Source organism: Blastococcus sp. SYSU DS0533 (genome assembly GCF_054050775.1).
On the sequence record NZ_JBJGZZ010000014.1, the window covers coordinates 69,898 to 96,573 of the forward strand.

26 protein-coding genes are annotated in these 26,676 nt (G+C 69.5%); 10 read left to right on the forward strand and 16 right to left on the reverse strand.

Annotation, left to right across the window (positions count from 1 at the left end):
- Positions 1 to 125: 125 nt before the first annotated feature.
- A complete protein-coding gene (locus tag ACI79W_RS15865) occupies positions 126 to 1,358 on the forward strand; it encodes an acyltransferase family protein (protein WP_456563052.1) in 1,233 nt (410 codons plus the stop codon).
- Positions 1,359 to 1,439: 81 nt separating this feature from the next.
- The gene (locus tag ACI79W_RS15870; protein ID WP_456563053.1) at positions 1,440 to 2,849 is read left to right on the forward strand and encodes a hypothetical protein; all 1,410 of its coding nucleotides are present in this window, start codon (positions 1,440 to 1,442) and stop codon (positions 2,847 to 2,849) included.
- Between the two features lie 5 nt (positions 2,850 to 2,854).
- Here the strand turns inward: ACI79W_RS15870 and ACI79W_RS15875 are convergent, their stop codons facing one another.
- Both ACI79W_RS15875 and ACI79W_RS15880 read right to left on the reverse strand, forming a co-directional pair.
- A complete protein-coding gene (locus tag ACI79W_RS15875; protein WP_456563054.1) occupies positions 2,855 to 3,469 on the reverse strand; it encodes a NeuD/PglB/VioB family sugar acetyltransferase in 615 nt (204 codons plus the stop codon).
- A complete protein-coding gene (locus ACI79W_RS15880) occupies positions 3,466 to 3,750 on the reverse strand; it encodes a hypothetical protein (protein WP_456563055.1) in 285 nt (94 codons plus the stop codon). The genes ACI79W_RS15875 and ACI79W_RS15880 overlap by 4 nt, the downstream gene beginning before the upstream one ends.
- Positions 3,751 to 4,140: 390 nt before the next feature.
- Here ACI79W_RS15880 and ACI79W_RS15885 point away from each other — a divergent pair, with 390 nt between their 5' ends.
- Positions 4,141 to 4,470 carry a hypothetical protein gene (locus tag ACI79W_RS15885; RefSeq protein ID WP_456563056.1) on the forward strand — a complete coding sequence of 110 codons (330 nt, stop codon included), beginning with the start codon at positions 4,141 to 4,143 and terminating at the stop codon, positions 4,468 to 4,470.
- 149 nt (positions 4,471 to 4,619) lie between these two features.
- Positions 4,620 to 5,672, forward strand: a complete 1,053-nt coding sequence (locus ACI79W_RS15890; RefSeq protein WP_456563057.1) for an LCP family protein — start codon at positions 4,620 to 4,622, stop codon at positions 5,670 to 5,672.
- A gap of 22 nt (positions 5,673 to 5,694) precedes the next feature.
- Here the strand turns inward: ACI79W_RS15890 and ACI79W_RS15895 are convergent, their stop codons facing one another.
- Positions 5,695 to 6,360: an arsenate reductase/protein-tyrosine-phosphatase family protein gene (locus tag ACI79W_RS15895; protein ID WP_456563058.1), complete on the reverse strand. Its 666-nt coding sequence runs from the start codon at positions 6,358 to 6,360 to the stop codon at positions 5,695 to 5,697.
- A gap of 126 nt (positions 6,361 to 6,486) precedes the next feature.
- Here ACI79W_RS15895 and ACI79W_RS15900 point away from each other — a divergent pair, with 126 nt between their 5' ends.
- Positions 6,487 to 7,101, forward strand: a complete 615-nt coding sequence (locus tag ACI79W_RS15900) for an arsenate reductase/protein-tyrosine-phosphatase family protein (RefSeq protein WP_456563059.1) — start codon at positions 6,487 to 6,489, stop codon at positions 7,099 to 7,101.
- On the opposite strand, the gene ACI79W_RS15905 is transcribed toward ACI79W_RS15900, so the two are convergent.
- The 3 genes from ACI79W_RS15905 to ACI79W_RS15915 all read right to left on the reverse strand — a co-directional run bounded on the left by ACI79W_RS15905 (position 7,098) and on the right by ACI79W_RS15915 (position 10,376).
- Positions 7,098 to 8,051 carry an LCP family protein gene (locus ACI79W_RS15905; protein WP_456563060.1) on the reverse strand — a complete coding sequence of 318 codons (954 nt, stop codon included), beginning with the start codon at positions 8,049 to 8,051 and terminating at the stop codon, positions 7,098 to 7,100. The genes ACI79W_RS15900 and ACI79W_RS15905 overlap by 4 nt on opposite strands.
- A gap of 276 nt (positions 8,052 to 8,327) precedes the next feature.
- Positions 8,328 to 8,549: a hypothetical protein gene (locus tag ACI79W_RS15910; protein ID WP_456563061.1), complete on the reverse strand. Its 222-nt coding sequence runs from the start codon at positions 8,547 to 8,549 to the stop codon at positions 8,328 to 8,330.
- Between the two features lie 708 nt (positions 8,550 to 9,257).
- Positions 9,258 to 10,376, reverse strand: coding sequence for a glycosyltransferase family 4 protein (locus ACI79W_RS15915; RefSeq protein ID WP_456563062.1), 1,119 nt, complete (start codon positions 10,374 to 10,376; stop codon positions 9,258 to 9,260).
- Between the two features lie 871 nt (positions 10,377 to 11,247).
- Here ACI79W_RS15915 and ACI79W_RS15920 point away from each other — a divergent pair.
- The 4 genes from ACI79W_RS15920 to ACI79W_RS15935 are packed head-to-tail and all read left to right on the forward strand — an operon-like array spanning position 11,248 to position 13,852.
- Positions 11,248 to 12,600 (forward strand): hypothetical protein, encoded by a 1,353-nt coding sequence (locus ACI79W_RS15920; protein WP_456563063.1) that lies wholly within the window; start codon positions 11,248 to 11,250, stop codon positions 12,598 to 12,600.
- Positions 12,597 to 12,971, forward strand: coding sequence for a thiol-disulfide oxidoreductase DCC family protein (locus tag ACI79W_RS15925; RefSeq protein ID WP_456563064.1), 375 nt, complete (start codon positions 12,597 to 12,599; stop codon positions 12,969 to 12,971). The genes ACI79W_RS15920 and ACI79W_RS15925 overlap by 4 nt, the downstream gene beginning before the upstream one ends.
- A gap of 21 nt (positions 12,972 to 12,992) precedes the next feature.
- On the forward strand, positions 12,993 to 13,136 hold the full coding sequence (locus ACI79W_RS15930; RefSeq protein WP_456563065.1) for a hypothetical protein: 144 nt from the start codon (positions 12,993 to 12,995) through the stop codon (positions 13,134 to 13,136).
- Positions 13,133 to 13,852, forward strand: coding sequence for an HTTM domain-containing protein (locus ACI79W_RS15935; RefSeq protein WP_456563066.1), 720 nt, complete (start codon positions 13,133 to 13,135; stop codon positions 13,850 to 13,852). Before ACI79W_RS15930 ends, ACI79W_RS15935 begins: the two co-directional genes overlap by 4 nt.
- Positions 13,853 to 13,901: 49 nt before the next feature.
- On the opposite strand, the gene ACI79W_RS15940 is transcribed toward ACI79W_RS15935, so the two are convergent.
- The 10 genes from ACI79W_RS15940 to ACI79W_RS15985 form a co-directional block, all read right to left on the reverse strand.
- Positions 13,902 to 15,362, reverse strand: a complete 1,461-nt coding sequence (locus tag ACI79W_RS15940; RefSeq protein ID WP_456563067.1) for an asparagine synthase-related protein — start codon at positions 15,360 to 15,362, stop codon at positions 13,902 to 13,904.
- Complete coding sequence (locus tag ACI79W_RS15945; RefSeq protein ID WP_456563068.1) at positions 15,352 to 16,587, reverse strand: lipopolysaccharide biosynthesis protein; 1,236 nt, start codon at positions 16,585 to 16,587, stop codon at positions 15,352 to 15,354. Before ACI79W_RS15945 ends, ACI79W_RS15940 begins: the two co-directional genes overlap by 11 nt.
- 80 nt (positions 16,588 to 16,667) lie before the next feature.
- A complete protein-coding gene (locus tag ACI79W_RS15950) occupies positions 16,668 to 17,747 on the reverse strand; it encodes a glycosyltransferase (protein ID WP_456563069.1) in 1,080 nt (359 codons plus the stop codon).
- A 61-nt stretch (positions 17,748 to 17,808) separates the two neighbouring features.
- Positions 17,809 to 18,744, reverse strand: a complete 936-nt coding sequence (locus ACI79W_RS15955) for an NAD-dependent epimerase/dehydratase family protein (protein ID WP_456563070.1) — start codon at positions 18,742 to 18,744, stop codon at positions 17,809 to 17,811.
- Positions 18,741 to 20,009, reverse strand: a complete 1,269-nt coding sequence (locus ACI79W_RS15960) for a nucleotide sugar dehydrogenase (RefSeq protein WP_456563071.1) — start codon at positions 20,007 to 20,009, stop codon at positions 18,741 to 18,743. Before ACI79W_RS15960 ends, ACI79W_RS15955 begins: the two co-directional genes overlap by 4 nt.
- A gap of 26 nt (positions 20,010 to 20,035) precedes the next feature.
- The gene (locus ACI79W_RS15965) at positions 20,036 to 20,710 is read right to left on the reverse strand and encodes an acetyltransferase (RefSeq protein ID WP_456563072.1); all 675 of its coding nucleotides are present in this window, start codon (positions 20,708 to 20,710) and stop codon (positions 20,036 to 20,038) included.
- Positions 20,707 to 21,330, reverse strand: a complete 624-nt coding sequence (locus ACI79W_RS15970) for a sugar transferase (protein ID WP_456563073.1) — start codon at positions 21,328 to 21,330, stop codon at positions 20,707 to 20,709. Before ACI79W_RS15970 ends, ACI79W_RS15965 begins: the two co-directional genes overlap by 4 nt.
- A gap of 38 nt (positions 21,331 to 21,368) precedes the next feature.
- Positions 21,369 to 22,520, reverse strand: coding sequence for a DegT/DnrJ/EryC1/StrS family aminotransferase (locus tag ACI79W_RS15975; protein ID WP_456563074.1), 1,152 nt, complete (start codon positions 22,518 to 22,520; stop codon positions 21,369 to 21,371).
- Positions 22,517 to 24,337: a polysaccharide biosynthesis protein gene (locus ACI79W_RS15980; protein WP_456563075.1), complete on the reverse strand. Its 1,821-nt coding sequence runs from the start codon at positions 24,335 to 24,337 to the stop codon at positions 22,517 to 22,519. The genes ACI79W_RS15975 and ACI79W_RS15980 overlap by 4 nt, the downstream gene beginning before the upstream one ends.
- Before the next feature lie 106 nt (positions 24,338 to 24,443).
- A complete protein-coding gene (locus ACI79W_RS15985) occupies positions 24,444 to 25,919 on the reverse strand; it encodes a polysaccharide biosynthesis tyrosine autokinase (RefSeq protein ID WP_456563076.1) in 1,476 nt (491 codons plus the stop codon).
- A 250-nt stretch (positions 25,920 to 26,169) separates the two neighbouring features.
- Here ACI79W_RS15985 and ACI79W_RS15990 point away from each other — a divergent pair.
- On the forward strand, positions 26,170 to 26,676 hold a 507-nt coding region (locus ACI79W_RS15990), incomplete at its 3' end, for an arsenate reductase/protein-tyrosine-phosphatase family protein (RefSeq protein ID WP_456563078.1).

Genomic DNA, 26,676 nt, shown 5'->3' on the forward strand with positions numbered 1-26,676 from the left:
CACGTCCCGTGTTCCCCGACGGAAGGCGGCGACGCCGAGCAGCGCCTACTGTGGAGCCTGATGATCTTCCCCGGGTGCGTCGACGAGCGATCCGAGGTGCCCGGCGCACCTCGGGAGGGCTGACGGTGTCGGCACCAGGCCCCGGCACGACCTCGCGCAGCGGTGCCACGCGGTCGGCCGGGCACGGTGCGGGTGAGCGGCAGTCGCGCCGCCCGGCGGCCGTCCCGGCCCGCCCGCGCGCGTCGTCGTCGGGCCCGACCCCGGCCCGGCCGACCGCGCGGCTGGACTCGCTGACCGGACTGCGGTTCATCGCCGCCCTGCTGGTGTTCGGCTCGCACACGATCGCGACGTTCGAGACCACGCCGGTGGGCGACGCGGTCTACCCGTTCCTGGAGCCGGGCGCGGCCGGGGTGAGCTTCTTCTTCATCCTGAGCGGCTTCGTGCTCACCTGGACCCACCGCCCCGGTGACAAGGCGGGCCCCTTCTACCGGCGGCGGTTCGCCCGCATCGCGCCCGCGTACTGGGTGGCGGTCATCGCGTTCATCCCGCTGAACGCGCTCGCCCGGCCGGAGGAGACCGGGCAGCTCCTGTGGCACATGGCGCCGTCGTTCGTCGGCCTGCACGCGTGGATCCCCGAGAACGAGTACTACTGGGCCGGGAACGGCGTCACGTGGTCGATCTCGTGCGAGATGTTCTTCTACGCGATGTTCCCGCTGCTCATCGTGCAGGCGCTGCGGCTCTCGGAGCGGGCGCGCTGGATCGCGGCCGGGGTGCTCTGCGTGCTGGTCGTCGTCCCGCCGGTGGTGCTGGCGCCGCTGACCCACGGCGAGACGGTGGCCGACTGGGCGATCTTCATCTTCCCGGTGCAGCGGCTGTGGGAGTTCTGCCTCGGCATCCTGATCGCGCTGTGGATCAAGGAGGGGCGCCGGATCCGGCGGATCGGCCTGGGCGGCTCGCTGGCGCTGGTCGCCGTCGCCTACGTGGTGGCCGCCTACGCCCCGGCGTATCTGATCTGGGTGGCGATCCCGTTCATCCCGTTCGCGCTCACCATCGCGACGGCGGCGCAGGCAGACCTGGACGGGCGCCCGTCGGTGTTCCGCCACCCGGTGCTGGTGAAGCTCGGCGAGTGGTCGTTCGCCTTCTACCTCACCCACCAGCTGGTCATCCGGGCGGTGGACTACGTGCTGATGCCGACCACGCTCGCGGTGGCGCTCGGGGCGACGGTGCTGGCCCTGATCGGCTCGATCGCGAGCGCCTACGTGCTGTTCACGGTGGTCGAGAAGCCGCTCGAGCGGCGGCTGCGCGGCGGCTCGCTGCCGGTCAGCACCGGTGGAGCCGGCCACACCCCGCGCCGGTAGCGGGCCCTCTCGAAGGCGACTCATCGCAGTGACGGGCGACGTGGTACGCATCAGCGTGAGATGACCGTAAGGGCGGCCTTGGTGTCACGCTCCAACGCCCCGATCTACGTCCGGGACTACCTTCCGGCGGACTGGGCGGGCGGCGACGCGGCGGCCGAGGCGGCGGCCTTCCAGGCTGCGTGTGACGCCGCCGGGGATGTAGCCGCCGGGTCCAAGGGGTGCGTCGTCCTGCCCGACGCCACGATCCTGCTCAACGCCGAGGTCGTCACCCCCTGGACCGGCATGACGATCATGGGCGGCAGCGAGAAGTCCTACATCAAGCTCACCACCCCCGACGCCCGTCTGCGGATCAACAGCTTCCGCGTGCGGCTGATGAACTTCCGCGTCAACGGCCAAGACCTGGCGAACAACGGCATCGTGTTCTCCAACGGCGCCCGCGCCAAGGACTACAACGTCCGCGTCGAGAACTGCCTGGCCGACGGGTGGCTCGTCGATCCCGGCAGCGTCCCCGGCGGCTCGTGCAACCTGATCACCCTGTACGGCTGCGAGAGTGTCAGCAACAACGGCAACGGCTTCGTCGTGGCCGACTCCGCTACGGCTACCGACGCGACGTCCTTTCGGCTCATCGAGTGCGAGGGCACCAGCAACGGCGGGCACGGTGCGCTGCTCCGCAACAGCCTGCCCGGCATCGTCGGCGGCTCCTACATGGGTAACGGCGGCTACGGCATCCAGCTCGGCGAGGCGGGGGACACCCTGCCCACGACGGGCGCGCAGATCCGCTTCCCGCGCATCGAAGGCAACACGCTCGGGCCGTTCTCCGAGGGTGTCGGCACCGACGCCATTATTGAGCTGAACGACTCCTACTCCGACGCCACGCCCGGCGGATCCGGTGGCACGAACGGCACGAACGGCTACACCGTCAACGCCGCCGGCCGCAACTACCGCGTGGGGTACTCCGGCACCACCGGCGGCTACGTCGTCAGGGACTCCAACGGCTCCTACTTGATGTTCCGCAGCGCCGACGGATCGGTCCGCATCGCTGCACCCAGCGGATTGCAGCCGTCCTACCGGCTCGGCAACGCCGGCATCTACGTCACCGCCTCGGCCACCCCCGAGGGCAACACCGCCGCCGCCGAAGGTTCGATCTGCGTCAGCCGCGCCGCTCCCTACGCCGCGTTCCGCAAGGTCACCGGCACCGGCAACACCGGATGGCGGCGGCTGGGGCTGGACACCGTCACCCGCGAGAGCGGCACGTCCACGACCGTCACCGAGGCCGATGACGTCCTGCTCGTGTACGGCACGATCACAGTCACGCTGCCGAGCGCGACGGCGGTCCCCGGGCGGATGTTCACGGTGAAGAACACCTCCACCGGCACCATCACTGTTGCCACGGCGGGCGGCAACATCGACGGCGCCGCAACCCTGGCGATGGCGACGCGCTGGGAGTCCAAGACGTTCATCGCCCACACCGGCAACTGGTACGTCATCTGACCGACCTAGCGAGCAGGGACGCCCTTCACCGTGGCGCCCGGCGCGACGTCGCGGCTCACCACGGAGCCGGCGCCGATCGTTGCCCCAGCGCCCACCTGGACACCGGGAAGAATCATGGCCGCACCGCCGACCGTGGCCCCTTCGCCCAGCGTGACGTCGCCTGCGATGTTGGCGCCGAGGAACACCGTCACGTAGTCGTTGAGCACGGCGTCGTGACCGATGGTCACGCCGGCGCCCAGATGAACGTGCGCCCCGAGGGTGATCGACGACGACACGTAGGTGAAGGGCAGCACGACGCATCCAGGCGCCACGGTCGTCTCCGGCGCGATGATGGCGCCGGGGTGGATGACCGAGCGCGGGACCAACTCTCCCACCTCCAGTCGCTCCACCACGCGTCGGCGTGTGGCGGAATCGCCGATGGCGACAACGAACTCCGCGCCAGGCTCGGCCTGCTCCGGGGCCAACACGGGCAGCCCCCGAACCGTCTCGCCGGCCTGGGCGTCGTCCAGGAAAGCGACGTCGGGGTCGGGCTCACCGCCGGCCGCCAACTGGTCGAAGCTCGCCAGGAGCGCGTCGTAGGTCTCTCGGCCGAAGCCTCCGGCGCCCGCGATGTAGATCACCGAAGCATCATGCCGGAAGCCCAAGAAGCGCGGTGGTTCGGGACGCCCTCGGCGGCCGCCTCCTTCACGAAGGCGGCGAGCTTCTCGCAGCGCGCAGGAGCTTGGTCGAGCGGAAGTGGCCCGAGGTCGACGTGCAGCGCGATGCCGCCCTGGTCCCTGCGGATGGTGTTGACCTTCATGCCCTCCAGCAGCACGCGCGTCACGGCCGCGCCAACTCTCTCCTCCTCGTCGTCTCCGTACGGAACGGTGATCGTTGTCGAGAGCGTGATGTAGGCGTCCATGCGTCGATTCTGGCGGGGGCGTAGCGTGCTCCCGCCAGTGGCCCTCCCCGCGCCCATAAGGGGGCGCTTACTGCGCCTTCTACTCCAGCGGGCATTGCACTCCTCGTCGTCCCGTCAGGCGACCAGCCGAGACGGCCGGTCAAGCGGCGGCTGCACGTGCGCTACCGGTCACCAGGAGCGGTGCCGGCCACCCCCGGAAGCGGTAGGGGGCGCGCCGACCGCGATACGGAGTCACCGCGCGTGCCCACCAGGTTTGGGGGCCCGCAAAGTCCCGGAACACCGCCCCTGACCAGGCATGCAGGCGTACCGTCGGGGCAGTAAGTCCTTCGCACGGGAACGGCCCATCCCTGTCGGATCCGGTGGCGAGCCGGCGACACCTAGGAAGAGCCCATGAGCTGGGTGCTGGTCCTCATCGCGGTGTGGGTGGTCGTCGCCCTGGCTGTCGCTCTTGTGATCGGGCGCAGCATCCACCTGGCCGATCTCAAGCGGCAGGCGGCCCTGGATCGGCACCTGAGCTTCGGCGGACCGGACCTCGACCGTGAGGGAGCAGATTTCCCCCGCCTCGCCTTCCCCGCGGACGACGAGCGGGACGTGGTCTGGCGGGACGTCGTGGCCGCGGATCCACGCGCAACCCGGCCGCAGGGCCGCCCGGCCGTCGGGCGCCACGCACCTCTCGCGAGGCGGAACCCGCCGGTGGACGGCGAGCGCCGCCGCGCCTGACTTCACCCACGTGGGGCAGGACCGCCCTTGCCGCACCTGCGTCGCCGTACCCTCGTCCGGGTTCGACGACGACGGGGGTCCGAGGAATGCGCAGCGACGCGAACGGCGCGCCGGGGCACGGCACACGCGACACGTCACCCCTCCCCCTGGTGTCCGACAACGACCGAGCTGACGAGACGCACACCGGCCGGCCCCGCCGCCGCGGGCTGCGGCGGGTGCTCATCGGCCTGGGCGTCCTGGCGCTCGTGCTCGGCCTGGTGGTGGGCGGCGGCTTCTGGTTCCTCGCCGACCGGTGGGCCGGCAACATCGACCGCGTCTCCGACGTCTTCGCCGAACTTCCCGAGGGCTCGCGCCCCGCGCCCGCCACCCCGCAGCAGGACGCCGGCGAGGAGCCGGTGACCTTCCTGCTCGTCGGTTCGGACACCCGGACGGAGAGCGCGGAGGGCGTCGCCCCCGGAGGCCGCTCGGACGCGATCATGCTCGCCCGGCTCTCGGCCGACCGGCAGCACGCCCAGCTGATCTCCATCCCCCGCGACTCCTGGGTGGACATACCCGGTCACGGGATGAACAAGATCAACGCCAGCTACGCGTTCGGGGGACCGTCGCTGCTGGTGCAGACCGTCGAGCAGCTCACCCAGGTGCGCATCGACCACTACGTCGCGATCGACTTCGACGGCCTGGTCCAGGTGACCGACGACCTCGGCGGCGTGGACGTTGTCGTCGCGGAGACGACGCAGAACGGCCCGTACACCTTCGAGGCCGGCATGAACCACCTGAACGGGGACGAGGCCCGCTGGTATCTCGGGCAGCGCTACGGCCTGCCCGGCGGGGACTTCGACCGCGTGAAGCGGCAGCAGCAGTACCTGCGGGCCATGTTCGACAAGCTGTTCAGCTCGGAGACCTTCACCAGCCCGCCGAAGCTCGACGCGGCCATGCTGGCGATCACCAGCGCGGTCAGCGTCGACGACACCCTCAGCAACGGGGACCTGGTGGGCCTGGCGTACTCCATGCGCGGCGTGACGCCGGGCGACGTCGAGTTCTTCACCGCCCCGGTGCTGGGCACCGGCATGGAGGGCCCGGCCAGCGTCGTATACCTCGACGGCAACGCCGCCGAGCGGATGTGGGAGTACCTCCGCAGCGACTCCCTCGGGCAGAACGCCGCCGAGTTCGCCGACGAGGCGCTCCCGGACGTCCCGCGCTGACCGCAGCGACACCGGGCGCGGCTCACCGCGCGCCGCGGAGCGCCTCCCCACTCCACATCGCAGCATCGGCGGCAGAGTTCACGTCCTGCTCGTCCCCGCCGAGTGCCACGAGACGATCGAGGACGACGAGCAGCGTGGTCGCGATGAGCTCGCCGACCTCTTCGTGCACCTCCGGGGGCAGCCCGATGGGATCGCGGATGTCGTCGTGCTCGCCGCTCGGCCGACGTCCACGCGCACGCGCCATCGCGGCGACCAAGGCGCGGGCGCGTCCGGGGAGATCCGGCCCCTGCGGACGCTCGGTCACGGTCGGCAGGAGGGCCGCGGCTTCACGCAGGGTGAAGCTGCGCTGGAGAGCGCGAGGAGCGCGCTCGAGGAGCGCAGCACGGTGGGCGCGGGTCATCGTCAGGACGAGATCCGCGCCTCCGGCGGTGACTTCGTCGAGCTGGCGGGCACGAAAGCCGCCGGGTTCGGCTCCGTAGCCACGGAGGACCAACGCGCTGTCCCGATGCATGGCCGACCCGACGACGGCGTGCGTGCCGGCGCTGACGAGTTGAACATCGGATGCCCGCTCGCCGAGCCGGTCGTCCAGATAGGCCCGGCCGAGCCGCTCGGCCAGCGCGGAGCGGCAGATGTTGCCCGTGCATACCAGCAAGATGGTGAACGCCGAGCCGGCGGGGACGGGAGACATCACAGCGAGTCTCCCGCGCCTCGCGATGGCCCGCAGCGGCTCCTCGATCACAGGGCGATCGAACCGTCCGATGGTTCGTCACGGGCAACCCTCAAGGTGCGAGGAGCCGCTGCCGAACACTGGTTTATGAGGTTGCTGTTCGTCTGCACCGGCAACATCTGCCGCTCGGCGGCAGCCGCCGTGCTCGCGGGCGCGTGGCCGGCGGGCCATCTGGGTCTCACCGTGGAAGCCCGTAGCGCAGGCACCCGCGCCCCCGCCGGGCGGGCGGCGCACCCCTTCACCGTCGCCGCTCTCCAACGGCGCGGGGTACCCGCGGACCAGCACGTCGCCCGGAGACTGTCCGCGGCGGACCTGGGGTGGGCAGACCTGGTGCTCACCATGACCGCCGAGCACCGGGAGGCGGCGCTGGCGCTGGATCCTCGATGCCTGCGCAAGACCTTCACCCTGCTGGAGGCGGCAGCACTGTGCGCCGACCTCCCACCGCACAGACTGGCAGGGGTACTCCCCCACGAGCGGGGGAGAGCGCTGGCCGAGGCCTTGGCGGCAGCACGCAGTCTGCGCCGCGCCCGCTCTTCCGACGAGGTCGATGACCCGGTCCACGGCGGGGCGGAACTGCACAGCCGCGTCGTCGACGAGATCGCGGCGGCTCTTCGAGCCATCCTGATGGGGGTCAGCCGGCAGATCGCCGGCGCCCGGCAGCAGACGGTCCGCATCGACCGCCTGCCGCCGGTGCCGGTTTAGTTCGGGACGACAGGCAGCGTGTCGACGGCGAACTCGCCGACGTGCTGCGTCAGCGAGTCCTCCCGCAGGTATCGCCACATCTGCTCGGAGCGGCCGGCATCGAGGTAGACGACGCTCTGCGCCCCTTCCCGACCGGTGCCCGCAACCGGCGCGGTGAGGAACGTGACCGCGCCGGGCCGGAGGGCGCGCAGGTCGTACGCCATGTCGAGCAGGGCGGTGTTGGACAGCGTCTCATCGACCGCCATGGCGTCGGTCAACGCGATCAAAAAGCTGTCGAGCGCGCCGACGTCCGTGAGCACGTTCTGCTCCGACACCTTGGCGAACATCGACCGCAGGTACGCCTGCTGGCGCTTCACCCGGTCGAAGTCCCCACCCGAAAGGCCGTAGCGCTGCCGCACGTAGTAGAGCGCTTCCTCGCCGGCGAGGTGGTTGAGGCCGGCCTCGTACGTGTACGGGCCGTTGGTGGTCGTCTCGGCCACCTGCACGTCGACCCCGCCGAGCGCGTCGGTCATCTCGACGAAACCCTGGAAGTCGATGGCGGCGTAGTGGTCGATGCGGACGCCGGTGAGTCCCTCGACCGTCTGGACGAGCAGGCTGGGCCCGCCGTAGGCGTAAGCGGCGTTCAGCTTGCTCAGGCCATAGCCGGGGATGTTGACCCACGAGTCCCGCGGCAGAGACATCACCTGCGCGCTCTGCCGGTCCCCGGTGATGCGGACCAGCATCATCACGTCAGAGCGACCGTCGGGAGCCTCCCCTGCCGGCACATCCGCACGGGTGTCCGACCCGACGACGAGGAAGGTAAGCGGAGCGGTCGTACCCGTGGGCGCCGCCGGGCGCTTGGACTCGTCGAGGCCGGCGAAGGCGTCCACCCGCTCGAGGTTCCCGGCGTAGCGGTTGGTCAGGTACCACGCACTTCCGGTCCCCAGCAGGACAAGGAATGCGACGCTCACGCCAAGCGCAATCAAAGCCCTACGGAGCTGCCGCCGCTGGTGGGTCTCCGGCGCTTGCTCCTCAGACTTGGGTGCTTTCTCCCGGTCGAACGCGTCGATCGACGCGCTATGGCCGTGCTTACCCACCGGTCCCCCGCTCGTTGCCTACTGCCGTCCGCCCGACGGTAGGCGGAATGCACCGTTCCTTAGCTGAGCCAGCGAGGGACTCCGGCTCCCCAGCCCCACCAACCCCACCTGTTGACTGGCGAGTCAGCCGTAGACCGGCCCGCCGCTACGTCACAAAAACTCGACCATCTCGCCCTCGAGCACGCCGCGGGTGTCGAAGGTCCGGATCCCGTCGAGCGCGCCGCCGAGATGCTCCCGGTGGGCCTGCGGAGGGACGACGGCATGGGCGCGTTCGGCCGCATCCCGGAGATCCGGCTCCACCTTGGGCAGTCGGTCAGCCTCCCCGTGCTCGGCTGCGTGCCAGGTGGCGACGTACCGGTCGTGGAAACGCACGTCGGCCCCCCATAGCCAGCAGATCTTCTGCGAGCGGCGCAGCCAGCGACTCTCGCTCGCCTGCGATATCGGCCTTGTACGTGCCCCCCATAAGCAGCACCGTGGAACCGCGCACGGCCCTGCCTTCGTCGTTGAGACGGTCCATCGCAGGAAGGTATGGCGGCGAGGGTGTAGCCGGTAAATTGCTGCGCGTAACAGGATCAGTCAACCTGAAGCAGATCGTCCAGTCGGTGTCCAACGGGCTCAAGCTCGTCGAGGTGCCGTAGCCCGCGCCTAGTGAATCGTTCTTACCAATCGACTCGTCTACGGGGGTGGGACGTGGGTGTCGAGGTTCTTCCCCGACCCCGGGACCCAGACTCGACGTCGGAGCCGACGGAGGCACGCGGGTGGACGAGGGTCGCCGGTTCACGCCTCCAGCCGCTGGCCAGGCGGTCCACGTCGGCTCGTGCAGTCGAGTCGCCGATGCTGACGACGTAGCGGACGTCCATGTCGGCCAGCGCCGAGGCCGGGCCCAGCCACGTCGCCGCCCGCTGCGGCAGGAGTGACGGGTCCGGGCGGACGTCATCCAGGAACCCGACGAACGTCCATGTCGGTGTCATGCTGTTGATCGCCGTGACGATGTCGAGAACTCGCGGCCATGGCCGCCGGTCCTGGTGATGGCGAGCTCCGGCGGGCGTCCGCGGGCGTCGCTGCAGCCCTCCGGCGAGCTCATCTAGTGGTCCAAAGCCGCGCGTAACGGTCCCAGACGACGCGCTGGTTGAACTCACGCACCACGCGGGCCCGTGCTGCGGCGCCCATGTCGGTCCGGAGCCCGGGATTGTCCACGAGACCACGCAGCGCCATGTCGAGTGCTTCGGCGTCGCCTCGGGGCACCACGTGACCGGTGATGCCGTCGATTACGCTGTCCCGTGCGCCGGTGGCGTCGGTCGTAACGACGGGCAAGCCGCTCGCTGCAGCCTCGAGGACCGCGTTGGGAAAGCCCTCCCTGCGGGTCGGTAGCACAAGGACGTCCATGGCTCCGTACCACGGGGCCGTGTCGCTCACGAACCCCGTCACGTGAACGTTGCTCGCCGCCAGTCGAGCCTCGTACTGCTGCCTCAGGCTGATGTCTTCGAAGTCCCCGACGACGACCAGCGTGACGTCTGCCCGCCGGCCGACACCTCCGGCCACGGCGAGCAGGTCCTCGAGGCCCTTGTCCGCGGTGAGTCTGCCGACAAAGCCGATGACGACGGTGTCCGGTGGCGCGCCGACGCTCTCCCGTGCGGCAGCTCTCGCCTCCTGAATGGGCGGGCGGAAGCGCTCGCAGTCCACGCCGTTACTGCTGCCGGGACCCAGCACGGATACCCGCTCGCTCGGCACCGCCCGCAGCTCTTTCAGCTCGCCGGCAAGGCTCGGGCTGACGGCGACGACGTGGTGTGCGGCTCGGCAGCTCACGACCTCCAGCGCAGTGAGCAGGAGCCGTGTCGCGCCGGTGGCTCCTTCCAGTCGCAGTCCGCGCTGGAGGTAAAACCTGCGCGGGACTCTAGCGAGGGCGGCAGCCAGGCCGACCAGGAGGCCGGCCTTGGGCGTGCTCACGACGGTGACCTCGGGGCGGATGCGGCGCAGGAGGCGCACGAGGCGCACGAGCGCCAGCGCATCGCGCCACGCCTGCGGCTCGCGGCGCATGGCCACGGCGTGGATCCTCACCCGTGGGTCGATGGAGGCCAGCGCCTCCCCTGGCGAGCACACCAGGTGGACGTCATGGCCCTTGTCGACGAGATCGGAGAGCTGACCGGCGAGGAAGGCCCTCGCTGTCCCCGGCGCCGTGACAGCGTGGAGTATCCGCACACGGGCACGGTAGCGGGTGCGGCCCCCGAGCCCCGCTCGCCACCAGTGGAGCGGCTAACGCCTGACGCCTGCTCTAGGTGACGCTGCTCGAGCGGAGCTGGAGGGACTGAGAGTGGCTCAAGGCGCTCACGACGAAGTTGCAACGGCCGCGTCTAGTCACCTTCGAGGTGAGACCGTCCTCGGCGCGGAGACACGAACGCGTGGACAATATCGCGCAGGCTCGGTCCGGTACCTACCTTCGGCGGATTCTGGTCATCACAACTAGCACTACGTCAACCTCCCTTCGCCGCAGCTCGCGAGGCCGCGCCGTTCCCAGCGCTCTGGCCGTTCACGAGGACCCGTCTGATCTATCGATCTTCGAGTTGCCATGTCACAACCGCGACGCTTCTGCCCGCCGAACGCCCGACCCAGTACCGACGGATGACAGCGAGCGGTCGGACAGGCGCCGGCTCGGTGCAGCGGACCCACCCGGTCCAGCGGGTCGTGCGGCGGGTTTCGGCGGCAAGTCCTCGGAGTCGACCACCGTCACCTACCGGTCGCGGAACCAGAGAGGGCCAGCATGAGCGGCAGCAGGAAGCCCCGGGGGTACATGTAGGTGGTGGTCAAGTTGGTGCCGGCGAACGCGTTTGGCACGACGAGGACCCACACCGCCGCGACAGGGGCCTTCCTGCGACTCGCCAGGGCCACCGCCGCAACAGCAACAATAGGACGATCCAGCCCAGACGGGGCAGGATCCCGGTCTCCGCCCACAGCAGCAGTGGCACCACGTGCTCACCTTGGACGTAGATCGACTCCGGTATGAAGAGGCCGGGACGGATGCCCGTCAGGATGTCGTCACCAACGACCCCACGGCGGGTCCTATTGTCTGGGCGTGACAGCCAGGGCGGAGCCGCTTGCGGGGCGGCTCGCGTGGCGGACGTTCGTCGTCGGAGTGTTCCTGGCGGCCTTCGTCCGCGTCCGACCCGTACCAGGCGTTGGGATCAGCGCCAGCGACGTTCTGATCATCATGGGCGGTCTGCTGCTCATCGGCCGGGGCCTAACACAACCCGGCACGTCAGAGCGGCCAGGGCTACCGTTCCGGCTCGCGGGAATGTTCATCGTCGGTGGCGTGCTCGTGTCGGGCCTGGTGCGCTTTGACGCGGCATTGCTCGATATCGGGTCACTGGCCGGTCAGTACTGGCTGGTGCTGATGACGATTCCGGGAGTGCTGGCGCTGCTCCCGGTCGAGCGGCGAATCACTACGGCCAAAGCGTTCGTCTACGGCGTCGCAACGTCCATCGCTGTCGGCATGGCGCTGCTCACCTTCGTGCCCGCGGCCTACTCGCAGCTTCTGGCACTCGGCGTCATGGATGCTGTCGGCAGCGGCGGAGCCCGCCCCGGCCTGTTCACGGGCGTAGGGGAGCTGGCGAAGGTCGCGGCCATGACGATCCCGTTGGTCTACTACCTCGTCGTCCGCGGCCACCTGTCGTTCCTGCGCGGCGGGGTGCTCGTTGCCGTGCTGGCGCTCGGCGTCGTCGTGACTCAAGCAGGGTCCGGAGCGATCGTGGCCGTCGCCGGCGTCGGGGTCCTGGCGCTGATGCGGTTGTTAGTCCGCAAGGGCGGCGCGCAGCGCAACTCGGGGGTCAAGGTCCTCGCCGCCCTGAGCCTGGCGATCGTCGGCTTCTGGTACGGCCTGCAAGGGATCGACAGTGGTATCGGGTCTGGCGGTGGCTTCGGGCAGCGGTTCCTGGACCGGGTGGTGTCGCCGCTGTCCGACAGTGGGGCCGCTGGGGTCGGCAGCGCGGACCTGCGGATCACGCTCGCCGGCGAAGCATGGAGGCTCATCGGAGAGCGCCCGCTGCTGGGCACCGGGCCGGGCCTGTACCGCGGCAGCAGCGACTTCGACCTAGGCGTACACATCGTCCCGCTGCTGCTGTGGGGAGAGATCGGCATGTCCGGGGCCCTCGGCTGGCTCATCGTCGTGCTCGGCGTCGCCGTCACCGTCGCGCAGAGCCTCAGGCGGGCGCCCGTCGCTGCCGTCGCCGGGGCCGCGGTCCTCGTCACGTTCATCGGCACGTGCCTGAGCGCGACCTACTTCTACCCCCGGCCGCTGGTGCTGCCGCTGCTGATCGTGACCAGCCTGATGTGGGACACCGAGCCGCAGGAGGTGAAGTCGCCGAAGTCGCCGAAGCGGAGATCGAGCCTGGCCGGGGGAGCGGCCCCGCGGCCTATGCTCACCCGGTGAGCACGCTGATCTTCGACGGGGACTGCGGGTTCTGCACGACCTCGGCGACGTGGATCGAGGCACGGGCCGGCGGCGCGTTCCAGGCAACTTCGTGGCAGTTCCTGCCGTCGCTGGAGGCTGTAGGGCTGAGCGAGGAGCAGGTCACCGGGGCGGCCTACTGGCTCGAGCTTGGGCAGGCGCCGCGGGAAGGTGCCGCCGCGATCGGCTACGCCCTCATCGCCTGCGGCGGGCTGCTCGCCGTGGTCGGCAGGGTCATCGTCGCCGGTCCCGTCCGACCGCTGTCTCGGGTCGTGTACGGCTGGGTCAGCCGCAACCGGTACCGGATGCCCGGCGGCACCGCCGCCTGCCGCATACCGCCCACAACGGGCTAGCAACAGCGGTACAGTCGGCCGATGTTGCGCAGCAAGGGCTGGGTCATCGCGTTCATCGCCGTCCAGGTGCTTGTTCCCCTGGCGCTGTTCGTGCTGCGGATCGCTCAGGAGGGCTGGACGGTCACGGGCATGTTCCCGATCTCGTGGCAGATGTACTCGGCGTGAGCGACCCGTTGCGACTGTTCCGCTACGCGTTTGCCCTGATCGCCTGCGTCAAGGCCGTCGACCTCGCCATTCGCCTGCCCGACCGGACCGACCTGGCGCTGCCGCTGCTCGCCACCTGGCTCGTCGGGACGGCACTGCTGGTCACACCGCGCTGGAAGGTCGGCGCGTTCATCATCGCCGCCGTCGGCAGCGCCAGCGTCGTCGCCGGGCCGCTGTTCAACCACCACCTGTACCTGATGGTGCTGGTCGGGGCGATCCTGTCGATGTTCGACGACCGCTGGCACGTCTTCCTGCTGCGGGCGCAGCTCACGATCGTCTACGCCTTCGCTGCCGTCACGAAGATCAACGGCACCTACCTGTCCGGCGACGTGCTCGCCCGCGCCACCGACAGGTCTGTCCTGCTCGGGGACGTGGCGATCCCCATGTGGCTGGTGGTCATCGCCTCGGCCGGCGCGATCATCATCGAGGGTGGACTGGCGGTGGCGCTGTGGTTCCGCCATACCCGGCTGCCTGCAGCGGCTCTGGGCATCGCCTTCCATGTCTCGCTGGTCCTGGCGACCACCTACGGCTGGTCGGGCGGCGCGCAGCTGTTCGTCTACAGCGCGATGACGCTGGCGCTCTACCTGCCGTTTTGGGTGGACTCAGATGAGGTAGTAGAGCGTGCCGTTGGACATCTCAAGGGACGACCGTTGCCAGAGCGCCCGAGGCTGAGCTAACGGCGCGGTCAGGCCGGCTGAGGGATCGCGCACCGGCTACTGCGCTGTCTCAGGTGGCCGGGCGGTCCTTGGCGAGCCGGTAGGCCGTCCGGTATGCGCGACCTACGGGGGAGACTGACGTTCTCGCAGAAGGCGCGCTCGGCACGTCGAGCGCGTAGCGGTTCGACATGCTGCCGAGCGAAGCGAGCCACGTAAAGAGCAGATCGAGACTCGTGTAGTCGGAGGTCTTCGTCCTCCGCCAGTTGCGAAGTCCCGCCCGAAGTGCGCGCGCGTACGCCTTGTTCCTGGCCAGAGGAGAGTCCAGGATCAGTGACTCGACGGTCGAACCGGTCTCGCCGCGCAGCCACTCGCCGTACTTGTGGTGCCTCGAACGCAGGCGATCGACACTTGTGTCCCCGACTCCGTCGTACCGCGTGCCTGTGCGGGACCACGGGACGTCCCTCAGGGCAGGGTGCAGCTCGTCGAGCAGCGTGCGGTAGTGCAAGTCGCCGCGCTGCTGTGGCGGGAGCTGCCACATGGCCGAGTACACCGGAGGCGAGGTGAACGCCTGGTACAGCGGAAGGGGATGGAGCGCGGACGACATGGTGACCTGCAGCAGCCGGCGCAAGTAGTGCCGTTGCTGCTCCAGCTCCCGGAGTTGCCACTCCTCTCGAGTCCCGTCTGACGGTCGCCACGCGGTCGACTCTTTGCGCAGGGCCATGCGCAGCGACCGGGTGTTGAGGGTTGGAAAGGCTCCGAAGGGATCGACGACCCGCGGCTTGGTCGCTGGCAGGGCCGAGATGTGCCTCCCGGAGTACTCGGCCCGGCCGATGGAGTCCCCGTAGGTGCCTGCGACAACCAGGTCCAGGTCATCCATCTGAGCGACGTCGGGCAGACCGTGCAGGTGCAGGGGCGAAACCTCGGCGCCAGCGTCCGCCATGAGCAGGAGGTTCCGCCGCAGCAGGGCCGGTGTCAGCTCGATGTGCCGCCACTGCCAGCCGAGAACACGGGCCAGGGACTCGGCGTAGACGACGTCTCGGGAGTCGGACGTCCCCCATGTCACGCCGACGATCTCGGATGAGACACGACCAGCCGCCTGAAGCCTGTGCAGGATGCCGGCGACGATCCGGCTGTCCATGCCACCGGACAGGAGCAGCCCGACCCGTGCCCGGCCAGAGAGCGCCTGCTGCAGCTCCTCCGACAGCAGTTCGAGCAGAGGGGGCGCACTGCACTCCTCGGCTGCCACATGACTCGGCTCGGCCGCCTGGCGGACCTCCCCGGTGCTGGCGTCCACGCGGGCCATGAAGGGCAGCCGCGACAGCCCCTGAACCATCGTCCGATCGCCGAACGCGTATCCCTTGGTCGCGACGCCCAGCATCGCCAGCGGATCCAGCTCGTGCCTGCCAGCCGGGAGCGCGGCCATGGCAGTCGCGAAGTCGTAGAACGGACCGCTCGTCCCGCCCGCGAAGAGCGGGAATGAACCAGTCAGCTGCCCGGCTGTCAGCCGCCCGTCCCACGTGTTACTCACCATGCGAGGCAGCCTCCCATCTCGCCGTAGGGTGTGGCTCCTCACGTCGCTGCGCGTGCTTCGGGCGCGACCGGGCGTTCGCCCAGACCCCGACGAGCACGGCCACCGAAGCGGACAGGGCTGCCGAGGCAGCGGCACCACGCAGACCGAAGGAAGGGATCAAGACGCTGTTGGCGGCCACGCTCGTTGCCAGGGCGAGGGCCGTGACGCGTGTCTGCGCGTTCGTGTTGTGGTGCAGCTGAGCCACGATGTTGACGTACTGGTAGCGATAGGCCGTCAAGCCGAACGCCACGATGAGCAGCCCGACCGTCAGGGGGTCACCCAGACGGAGGTCCTCTCCAATCATCACCACGGAGAGCGCCGGCCAGGCTGCGAAGAGGAGAACGCACACGGCCGCACTCGATAGGGCCGCCCGGCGGCGGAGCAAGCGCAGATGCGTCTGCCGGGCGTGGGCCTCTAGCTGGGCGAAGAGCCTGGGGACGGCGACCAGGCCCACCAGACCCGTCACCAGGGTGACGACGCCGTACAGGATGTCGAACGTCGGGGCGTAGAGGGCAACCTCCTCCTTGCCGCGCGACGCCAGCAGGATGAACCGGTCGACGTAGAGCATCGAGAGGCTGAGCCCGTAGTTGAGGATGAGCGGGCGGCCGTACTGCCACCAGGGCTGCAGATCCGCGCGCCGGGAGTGGGGCCGCGACAAGGCCCGCCACGTCGACGCCGTCGCCAACAGGCTCGAGGCCAGGATCGCGGCTAGGACCCAGCTGAGCTGGACGTCATCGGCGAGTGCAGCCATCAGGGCGACGATGAGGATGAACGAACCGTTCCGCAGCACGCCTGCGACGACGAATGCTCGCGGGAGGATGCGGGCTCTCAGGAGGATCCACCTGGTGGTGAAGGCGGCTTCCGCGAGCGCGTAGGCGACGCAGAAGGCGACGGTCAGCCATGCGCTACCAAGCGTGACGGCAGCGATGGCACCTGTCAGCAGCGCTACGACGGGAGCGTTGCGCAGCCAGGCGGTGACCGTCGCCCGGTGCAGCCGACTGGGATCCTCCATTGGCGCGAAGCGGAGCACCGCCGCGTTGACCCACTGCGACGGCACAGTGGAACCGATCGATACGGCGGTGATAACGAGGACGAACGTCCCGTACTCCACCGGGCTGAGAAGGCGCGTGAGCAGCGGGGCGGCGGCAATGCCCAACGCGGCGACCACAAGCCGCGAGGCGCCCATGGTGAACCCGGCGCGCCTTGTCGCCTGGAGCAGCTTCGAGGCGGGCCGTCCGGGAACTGGTCCTCGCCGGTTCCGCTCCATCAGCGGAGCGTCCCGCGGGATCTCTCCTCGACGAGGCGCTGCAGCGCCTCGTGCCATTGCTGCATCACCGGAGGGAGGCCGTGGCGCGCGCATGTCGCCTGCTGCGCCGCGAATGCCTCCTCGGTGCGCAGCGCCGCGTCGGTGCCCATAAGGACGCGCATGCGCTCAGCCAACGCGGCGCTGTCTCCCGGCGGTGCCAACCGGTCCTCGGGTAGGAGCTCGGCCAGGTTCCCGACGTCACTGGCGACCATGGGCATGCCACACGCCAGGGCTTCCAGAGCAGCGTTGGGGGAGCCCTCCCACCGCGAGCTGAGGACGAAGCCGTCGTAGTCGTCGAGGGAGCTGTGCCAGTCGAAGGTGAAACCGCGGAGGTGGATCGCGTGGCCCAGTTGCCTGTCTTCGATCAGGCGCTCCAGTGCCTGGGCGCCCGGACCCTCACCGAAGATGTCCAGGGTGGCGAGCTGGCCGGCCTGGATCAGCTGGGACATCGACTCGACCAGCAGGTCGTAGCCCTTGGCGTCCGTCAGCCGGCCCACCGCGATCCATCGGAAGGGGCTGGCCGCCTGCCTCGGCCTGACCGTCGCCGGGACGGTGTCTGCGAGGGCGTTGTGGATCACTTGCGACCGCTGTGGATCGCTGAGGCCCGCCGCGGCGTACTTCTCCAGCGACTGGGAGGAGTTGAACACCGTCGCGGCATCCGCCCGTCGGCTGATCCGCATCAGGAGACGACGCAGCCCACTGGGCAGGGCGGACGTCCGGACGGAGGAGATCAGCGGAAGGTGACTGCCGACGGTCGTGACGCGCGCAGCGAGCACCGCTGGTTCGTTGAAGGCGAGAAGCACGTCAGCCCGCCAGGTGCGAAGGAAGCGGCGCAGCTTCGCGGGGCTGGTCAGCAGTCGGCGGCCCGTGAAGTCGAGCCGGATCCGCTGAGTGCCGGTCGGCAAGGGGTGCTCGACGCTCCCCTGACCCAGCGACCGCATCGTGATGACGCAGACGTCATGGCCGAACGCGGGGAGGTGCTCGGTGAGCAGCTGGATCTGGCGCTCCGCTCCGCCGCCGCCCATCGTGGGCACCAGCACGGCAATCCTCATCGATGTCCTTCCGGAAGCGCGCCCCTCCGGTGCTCCAACGCTTTGGCGCTCACAGCGTCCGGAACCACTCAACCGTCTGGTGCAGGCCGTCCGCCAGCGGGACGGCGTCGACGTCCGGGAACAGCGACTGCACCTGGCTGCTGCTCGCCTGACTGTCCCGGACGTCGCCGACACGCGGCTCGAGGTGGTCCACGGTGAGCTTCCGCCCCAGCTCCGCCTCGAGCAGCTCGATCACGGTCAGCAGGGACGTCCGCGTGCCGAACGCCAAGTTGGTGGGCCCTGCGGTGACGGAACCGACGACGGCTGCGCGGAGGACTTGCACGACGGTGCCCACGAAGGTGAAGTCACGCGTCTGGTGGCCGTCTCCGAAGACCTGGAGCGGTTTCCCTGCCAGCGCCGCGCTGACGAATGCGGGCACCACAGCCGCGTATGCGTGCCCAGCCGCCTGGAGCGGGCCGAAGACGTTGAAGAAGCGGAACGGCAGCACTGGCAGCTGGTAGCACTGGGCGTACGCCATCGCGTACTGCTCTGCGGCGAGCTTGGAGACGGCGTACGGACTCATGGGACGTGCCTGGAGGTCCTCCGACTTCGGGATGGCCGGATTCGATCCGTACACGCTCGAGGAGCTCGCGAGGGACACGTGGAGCCCGCCGTGCCTACGGGCGGCCTCCAGGACGCGGAGGGTGCCGGTGGCGTTCGCCTCGTGGCTGCGCACCGGGTCGACGATGCTCCTGGGCACGGAGGGGACGGCTGCCAGGTGGACTATGTGGCTACAGCCGGCCGTCGCGGCGTCCAGCGCCTCAGTGTCAAGGATGGAGCCCTGGTGCACTCGGACCGGCAGTCCCTCCAGGTTGCTCAGGGAACCTGAGGAGAGGTCGTCCAGCACGCGGACCTCTGCGATGTCGGGGTCCTCGCACAGCCGGCGGCAGAGGTTCGCGCCGATGAAGCCGGCCCCGCCCGTGACCAGGACAGATTCGCCGCTCACAGCACGCTCCAGCGCGGGTCACGCTGCGTCCGCCGCGTGTCGAGGACGAGGGCCTCGCTCAGCGAATCGAGGTCCAGCACGTCGTGGTCGACCAACAGGACGACGACGTCGGCGGCGCCCACCTGTTTCTCGTCCAGGTCAACCTGTTGCGCCGGAAGGGGCTCGTGCAGCTGCACGACCTCGAGATCGACGAGCGGATCGGCGAAGCGGACGTCGGCCCCGAGAGCGGCAAGCAGCTGAGCCACCCGGACCGAAGGTGACTCGCGGGCATCGCTGGTGTTCTTCTTGTAGGCCAGACCGACCAGGAGCACGGTCGATCCGTTCACGGCCTTGCGCTCCCGGTTGAGCAGCTCGGTCACGCGCTGGACCACGTAGTCGGGCATGTGGTCGTTGACGTCATTGGCCAGCTCCACGAAGCGGAACGGCTGGCCCAGCGTGCGCTTCACCTGCCAGGACAGGTACGAGGGATCGATTGGCAGGCAGTGGCCGCCGACCCCGGGTCCCGGGGTGAACCTCATGTACCCGAACGGCTTGGTGGACGCGGCGTCGATGGCCTCCCACACATCGATGCCCAGGCCGTGGGCGAAGACCGCCAGCTCGTTCACCAGCGCGATGTTGACGTGGCGGAAGGTGTTCTCGAGCAGCTTGGTCAGCTCGGCCTCCTTCGGGGACCGGACGGGAACCGTCTGCTCAACGATGTCATCGTAGAAGGCCTTCACCGCCGCTGACGACGGGCCGTCGATCCCGGAGACCACCTTGGGGGTGTTGACCAGCCCGAACACGGGGTTGCCGGGGTCGATGCGCTCGGGGCTGTAACCGAGGCTGAAGTCGCGTCCCGCCACCAGGCCCGACCCCACTTCAAGAATGGGGGCCAGCAATTCCTCGGTGGTCCCGGGGTACGTCGTCGACTCGAGGACAACCGTCGCGCCCGCCTTCAGCATCGGGGCGAGCGTCCGACCGGACTGCTCGATGTAGGACAGGTCGGGGTTGCCCTCACGCAGCGGCGTCGGGACCGTGATGACCGCGACGTCGAAGTCCTTCGCTGCGCCGTAGTCGTGGCTGGGCCGGTAGCGACCTGTCGCCAGGGCCGACTGGAGCTGCTGCGACGGGATGTCCTCGACGTAGGAGTCGCCGGCCGCCAGCCGATCCATGCGGCTGACGTCGACTTCCAGCCCGATGACGTCGTAGCCGACCTCCACCGCCCGCATGGCAAGCGGCAGGCCCACGTACCCCTGTCCGATGACGACGAGCTTCTTGTTCTTCATGACGATCCCCTCAAGTGGTCGCGGAGTCACGCCGCGCCGGACCCGTTTAGCGGTTTTGCGGGAACGCCAACAGCCGTAACATCGGACGGCAAATCTCGCGCCACGACCGCACCTGCCCCGACTGTTGTTCGAGCACCCACGCGTTTCCCTTGGATAACGCACGAGCATGTTCCCAGATTTACCGACTGCTCCAGCAAGACGCTTCCCGAGATGGAAGCGTTCGGATTGACCGTTACATAGTCTTGAAGCACGGTATCGTGCCCGACAGTGACGCCGAGGTTGAGGTGGACATGCCGTCCGAGCCGAGCGTTCGTCGTGACAGCAGCACCGGCGCAAATGACAACCCCGGGCCCCAATGAGACTAAGTGCTTGCCGAGCGTGGCCGCGGGGTGGACGAGCACCGGTGAGAGCCGACCTGCGGACCGCGCCCAGGTATCGATTCTTCGCCGGATCTCACCGGAGCCGATCGCGATGATGTACTGGACGTCCAGTGCGAGCTGATCGAGCATCTCGACACCACCCAGAAGACGAAGGCCACGTTCCGCGATGAGAGCTTCGTCGGCCGGGCCGTCGTCGAGGAAGCCCACAGGCTCGAACAGTTGCCCGTGCTGGCCGCCGGCATCGTTGACGGCCTCGATGACGTCATGCACCTCTCGCCCGAAACCACCGGCCCCGATGATTGCGACAGGGGTGGTAGTCACGCGTCCTTCTCTCGCGCTCGAATGGTCGGATGCTTCCGTGTCGACTCCATCGCAGCGTATTGGCCCGCGAATTCTGGCATTGTCTCCGTATCGCTGGCCGAGATGCCGTGGCGTGTGAGGACGGCGCTGATGGTCGCCCCCAAGATCTGAAGGTCCAGTCGGAGGCTTAGCCGTTCCACGTACTCCACATCGGCCGCGAATTTCTCCTCCCATGTGAGGGCATTTCGCCCCCTCACCTGCGCAAGCCCAGTAATGCCCGGTCTGACCTCATGGCGTCTCATCTGCGTCGGCGTGTACCGCTCCAGGTACCGCATAAGCAGCGGTCGCGGCCCGACGAGGCTCATCTCCCCACGTAACACATTCCATAAAGTGGGGAGTTCGTCGAGGCTGGTGCTTCTCAGGGTCCGACCCAGTGGTGTCATGCGCTCGACGTCGCTTTCGATTCCCCGGGGTTCTCGCATGGTCCGGAACTTCACGAGCCGAAACGGCTCGCCGTTGCGCCCGGGCCGCTCCTGCCGGAACAGCACTGGTGAACCAAGGTCACGTCGCACCGCGACTGCGATGGCTGCCATGACTGGAGCGCCAATCAGCAACCCCACGCCCGCCACGACTAGGTCCATGGCTCGTTTGACGGGAAGGTAGGCCGAGGGACAAGAGCTCACGCGCGCTCCAGGAACTCCGTGACGGCCGCCAGAACCCGATCCACCTGCTCAAGACCGAGCGCCGAGCCGCTTGGCAGGGTGAGCCCACGCTTGAACAACTGGTCGGCAGCCCCCGTGACCAGCGACCGAGCCTGCGCGAACACCGGCTGGCGGTGCATGGGCTTCCAAAGGGGGCGAGACTCGATGTTCTCGGCGTCCAGGGCCTTGCGGAGATCCTCGGTGGACCACCCTGCCTCGGTCTCGTCGACGAGCACGGCTGTCAGCCAGCAGTTGTCCTGCTCACCTGCAGCGTGCTGGAACACAGTCACGCCGTCGACGCCGTCGAACAGCTCCACGTACAGATTCCGCAGCCGGCGACGCCGGTCGATCATCTCGTCCAGCCGCTCCAACTGGGCAAGTCCTAAAGCGGCGAGCACGTTGCTGAGCCGGTAGTTGTATCCGATCTCGGTGTGCTCGTAGTGGACGGCGGGCTGCCGCGCCTGCGTGCTCAGGTAGCGGATCCGGTCGGCCGCGGCGGCGTCATCGGTGAGCAGCATGCCACCGCCGCTCGTCGTCATGATCTTGTTGCCGTTGAACGACAGCGCGGCCATGACGCCGAAGGAACCCGCGGGCCGGCCCTCGTGGCTCGACCCGAGCGATTCGGCGGCGTCCGAGATGACCGGCACGCCGAACCGCTCGCAGATCGGCAGGGCCCGCGTGTAGTCCGCGCAGCGACCCAGCAGGTCCACCGGGACCACCGCGGCTACGCGCGCCCCCTCGGCCTGCAGTTCCGTCAGCGCCGTCTCCAGCAGGTCTGGATCGAGGTTGCCTGACTCCTCCTCGCAGTCCACGAACACCGGCTGTGCGCCGGTGTAGACGACGGCGTTCGCGGTGGCCGCGAAGGTCAGCGTCGGCACGATGACGATCGTCCCCGGCCCCGCCCCGACTTCCAGCAGCGCCAGATGCAGCGCCGCAGTCCCCGAGGAGAGGGCCACGGCATGCTGCCGGCCGCACCGCTCGGCGATGGCCGCCTCGAAGGCGTCGACCATGGGGCCGAGAGGAGCGATCCAGCCGGATCGGACCGCCTGGACGACCATCTCCTCCTCCCGCGCCCCAACGTCGGGCGGGGAGAGCAGGATGCGTTCACCGGTGGCGGGCTGCGCGGTCACTGCATCGCCCCGAGCTGTGCCAGCCGCGTCTCGACCGCGTCCACCTGAAGGACCTCCTCGAGCGGCGGGAACGGGCGCTGCAGCCACGCCTCGAGGTCCCCCTCCACGGCCGGCACCGGCACGTGGCTGATCAGCGGGTGCACCGGCCGGCTGTCCAGCTCTTCCTTGCCGAACAGCTCCTCGTGCAGCTTCTCGCCTGGGCGCAGCCCGGTGAACATGATGGGGATGGGGCGCCCCTCCATTGCGATGAGCTGGGCGGCGACGTCGGCGATGCGCACCGGCTCCCCCATGTCCAGCACGAGTGCCTCGCCGCCGGTGCCGATCGCACCGGCCTGGATCACCAGCTCGACCGCCTCCGGGATGGTCATGAAGAACCGGGTGACGTCCGGATGGGTGACCGTGACCGGACCGCCTCGCGCGATCTGGGCGGCGAAGGTCTCCAGCACCGAGCCACGGCTGCCCAGCACGTTGCCGAACCGCACGGAGAGGTAGCGCCCCTCCGTGCGTTGGGCGTACGTGGCGGTGAGCCGCTCGGCCATCCGCTTGGTGCGGCCGAGCGTATTCACCGGGTCCGCGGCCTTGTCGGTCGAGACGTTGATGAAGTGGCTGACGCCAACCGCGGTCGCCGCCTCCAGCACGTTCCGGGTGCCGAGGACGTTCGTCTTCCACCCCTCGCCCGGGTACTGCTCGAGCATGTTCACGTGCTTGAGCGCGGCGGCATGGAACACGACGTCGGGCATCCGGCGCAGGAACAGCTCGCGCAGCGCCTCGCCGTCGCGGATGTCGGCCAGGATCGCCTCGGGCAGGTGCAGCTGCGCCTCGCCGTGAATGCTGAGGCTCACCGCGTGCAGGGCCGACTCGTCGCGGTCGAGCATCATCAGCTCAGCCGGACCGAACCGGTGGATCTGCCGGCACAGCTCGGAGCCGATGGAGCCACCGGCCCCGGTGACCAGCACTCGCTTGCCCTCGAGGTAGCCCGCGATCTCACCCACGTTGGTGTCGATCTGGTGGCGGCCGAGAAGGTCGGCGATGTCGATGTCCCGGACGTCGCGGATTCCCACCCGGTGATCCAGCAGGCCGGCCAGCGGGGGCAGCACCTTGACGGTGAGGCCAGCCTCGATTGCCCGTGCGGAGAGGTCTCGGATCAGGGCGGAATCCGCCGAAGGCAGCGCGATGATCAGCGAGGACGCGCCGGACTCCGCTGCAGCCTTCCCGATGTCGCCGCGACCACCGAGCATGCGCACGCCTCGGATGCGGGCGTGCCGCCAGCGCGGGTCGTCGTCCAGCAGCCCGACCGGCAGATAAGGGCTCTCAGGATTGGTGAGCATGGACGTCACCAGCTGGTGTCCCGCGTCGCCTGCTCCGAAGACGAGCGTGAGTTCGGCTCGGCGTGGCCGGGAGGCACCTTCCCGCTGCCGCCGGATGGCCAGGCGCAGCGCCGTCATGAGTGCGACGGCGAGGACAGCCCCGACCGCTGGGGTCGACAGCGGAACCATGCGAGGTACACCGGCCACCGCGTTGACCAGCGTCTGCACTCCCGCCGCACAGGCGACGCCGAGACCCAGAGCCAGCAACTCGTCGACGCTGCCGACGGGGTACCGCCCGTGGTGCAGCCGCAACAGCGGAGACAGCGCCACGTACGTCAGCACGCCCACCAGGCCGATGACCACGACGCCGCGCGTGTCGATCCTGCCGATGTCTCCCTCGTACCGTGCCGCGGTGGCCAGCCAGAGGCCGACCACGAGGAACACCCCGTCAGCCGCCAGCAACCCCCAGCGGCGCAATCTCCACCGCCACGTCCTCCGTCGCTCCGTCATGCCGACCCCCGTCCAGCACCGCACGCCGTTCGGGCGCGCACCGATAAGGAATTCACTGCATGGGCGGCTGGTGCAGAGGCACCGGCCGCGGGCTCTCTTGCTGCCGCTACCGCCTCGGCGGTACGGCCGGCAGCGGGCCCGTCACGTCGTACCGCGGCCGACCGCGCCTCCGCGCGGCGCCGGGGCTGACCATGTTGCCGGTGTCAGCCGTCGTCTCCCGGCCCGGATCGGGCTCGTACGTGTAGCCGTAGCCGTAGCCGCGCGCGGCCCCGGCAGCCTGCGGCACGCGGTTCAGCACGACGCCGAGCAGCTTGGCGTCGATCCGCTGCAGGGCGCCCGCCGCCTCGGCCAGCTCCTCCCGCCGGGTCTTGCCGTAGCGAGCGGTGATGACGCAGCCGTCCGACAGCACCGAGAGCACCGCTGCATCGGTCACCGGCAGCAGCGGAGGCGCATCGACGATGACGTAGTCGTTCGTCGCCTTGAGCTGGTCGAGGAGCGCGCGCATCTGCGCCGAACCGAGCATCTCGCTCGGATTAGGCGGCATGGGGCCCGCCCCGAGCACGGTGAGCTTTCCCTCCCCCCAGGGCTGCGCCACCTCGTGCAGGGCGGCCGTGCCGGCGAGCACGTTGGTGAGTCCGGCGCCGCTGATCAGGCCCATGTAGCGGGTGATCCGCGGCCGGCGCAGGTCGGCCTCGATGAGCATGACGCGGCTGCCCTGCTGCGCGAGGGCCGTCGCGAGGTTCACGGCGAGCGTCGACTTGCCCTCACCGGGGATGGCGCTGGAGATGATGATCGCCCGCGGCGGGTGGTCGACGTCGAGGAACTGCAGGTTCGTGCGGATCGCGCGGTAGGCCTCCGCGCTGATCGAGTGGTCGTCCAGGTCGGCGACGAGGTGCTCCTCGGCCAGGCGGGGGTCCTCCAGGACTGTGCCGATGACGCCTGCTCCGGTGAGGTTCCGGATCTCCTCGGGGGTCTTCACCGTGTTGTCCAGCCGGCTGCGCAGCAGGGCCAGCCCGAGCCCGACGAGCAGACCGAGCACAGCACCGAGGGCCACGTTGCGGACCGGGTCCGGGCTGACCGGTGCCTCGTCGAGGTCAGCACCCTCGACCGTGGTGACCTTGACGGTGGAAGCTCCGCCGCCGTCGGGAGTCTCCAGCTCGGTCACCTGCTGCGTGAACTGCTGCGCCAAGGACGCGGCGATGTCCTGCGCCCGCTGAGCGGACGAATCGGTGACGCTGACCTCGAGGATCACGGTCTCGGGAACGGCGGTGGCGGTGACATTGGCGGCTACCTCGGCCGCCGTCAGCTCCAGGCCGAGATCTGCCACCACGCGCGAGGCGAGTTCCTCACCCGTGAGCAGCTGCGCGTAGGAGGTCACCCGCTGCTGCGAGAAGAGGTTGCCTTGGTAGGCGGTGGAGGTGTCCGTCGTCGAAGACGTCGAGACGAACAGCTGGGTGGAGGACGAGTACAGCGGGGTCGCCTGCCACGTCAGGAAGCCGGCGACGCCGATGGCCAGCAGCACCGTGCACACCAGGATCCACCAGCCAGAACGGATCGCCTGCAGCACGTCCTTCAGTTCCACCCAAGCCCCCGCTCACCAGGTGGGCTCCTGCCGCGAAGCCGCACCTCTTGCCCCGGTCGTTGCCGGGGGAAACCTCGTAGGACGGTACAGCGCCGATCCGTATTTGTTTAGCCCTCAGCAACAGGAAGTTGACGGGGTGTGACGTGTGTGACTGAGGTGTCCCACCGGACGGGCGACACCCCGCCAGCGGCCAGCCTTCCTGACGCGACTCATCGTCACGTGTTGACTCCGGCGCGTGCGGATCCTCTTCGTGTGCACCGGGAACATCTGCCGCTCCCCCATGGGTGAGCGGTTGACCCGCGCCTTCCTCGACGACGCCCTCGGGGCATCGGCGGCCGCGGTCGGCACCGCGAGTGCCGGGACGAATGCGGTCGTCGGCAAGGGCATGGAGCCCAAGTCCGCCCTCGCGCTGTCCGGCCTGGGAGGGGACCCCTCCGGGTTCGTCGCCCGCCAGCTGACGGCGGACATGGTCGAGCGGGCCGATCTGACGCTGACCATGACCCGCCGGCACCGCCGCGACGCCCTGAAGCTCGCGCCCCGGGCCATGTTCCGCACCTACACGCTGCGCGAAGCCGCCGGCCTCCTCGAGCAGGTGGACCTCCGCAGGCTCCCCCCCGCCTCCTCGCTCGACGAGCGCGCCCACGCCCTCGTGGCGGGGGGGGGGGGGGGGGGGGGGGGGGGGGGGGGGGGCGGGGGGGGGGGCGCGGGGGGGGGGGGGGGGGGGGGGGCGGGGGGGGGGGGGGGGGGGGGGGGGGGG

Coding starts and splice junctions, on each gene's coding strand:
- ACI79W_RS15900 (WP_456563059.1), top strand. CDS start 6,487: ATGAGGTTGCTGTTCGTCTGCACCGGCAACATCTGCCGCTCGGCGGCA.
- ACI79W_RS15880 (WP_456563055.1), bottom strand. CDS start 3,750: ATGGACGCCTACATCACGCTCTCGACAACGATCACCGTTCCGTACGGA.
- ACI79W_RS15980 (WP_456563075.1), bottom strand. CDS start 24,337: ATGACGGAGCGACGGAGGACGTGGCGGTGGAGATTGCGCCGCTGGGGG.
- ACI79W_RS15885 (WP_456563056.1), top strand. CDS start 4,141: ATGAGCTGGGTGCTGGTCCTCATCGCGGTGTGGGTGGTCGTCGCCCTG.
- ACI79W_RS15945 (WP_456563068.1), bottom strand. CDS start 16,587: ATGGGCGCCTCGCGGCTTGTGGTCGCCGCGTTGGGCATTGCCGCCGCC.
- ACI79W_RS15930 (WP_456563065.1), top strand. CDS start 12,993: ATGTTGCGCAGCAAGGGCTGGGTCATCGCGTTCATCGCCGTCCAGGTG.
- ACI79W_RS15895 (WP_456563058.1), bottom strand. CDS start 6,360: ATGTCTCCCGTCCCCGCCGGCTCGGCGTTCACCATCTTGCTGGTATGC.
- ACI79W_RS15940 (WP_456563067.1), bottom strand. CDS start 15,362: ATGGTGAGTAACACGTGGGACGGGCGGCTGACAGCCGGGCAGCTGACT.
- ACI79W_RS15960 (WP_456563071.1), bottom strand. CDS start 20,009: ATGAAGAACAAGAAGCTCGTCGTCATCGGACAGGGGTACGTGGGCCTG.
- ACI79W_RS15970 (WP_456563073.1), bottom strand. CDS start 21,330: ATGGACCTAGTCGTGGCGGGCGTGGGGTTGCTGATTGGCGCTCCAGTC.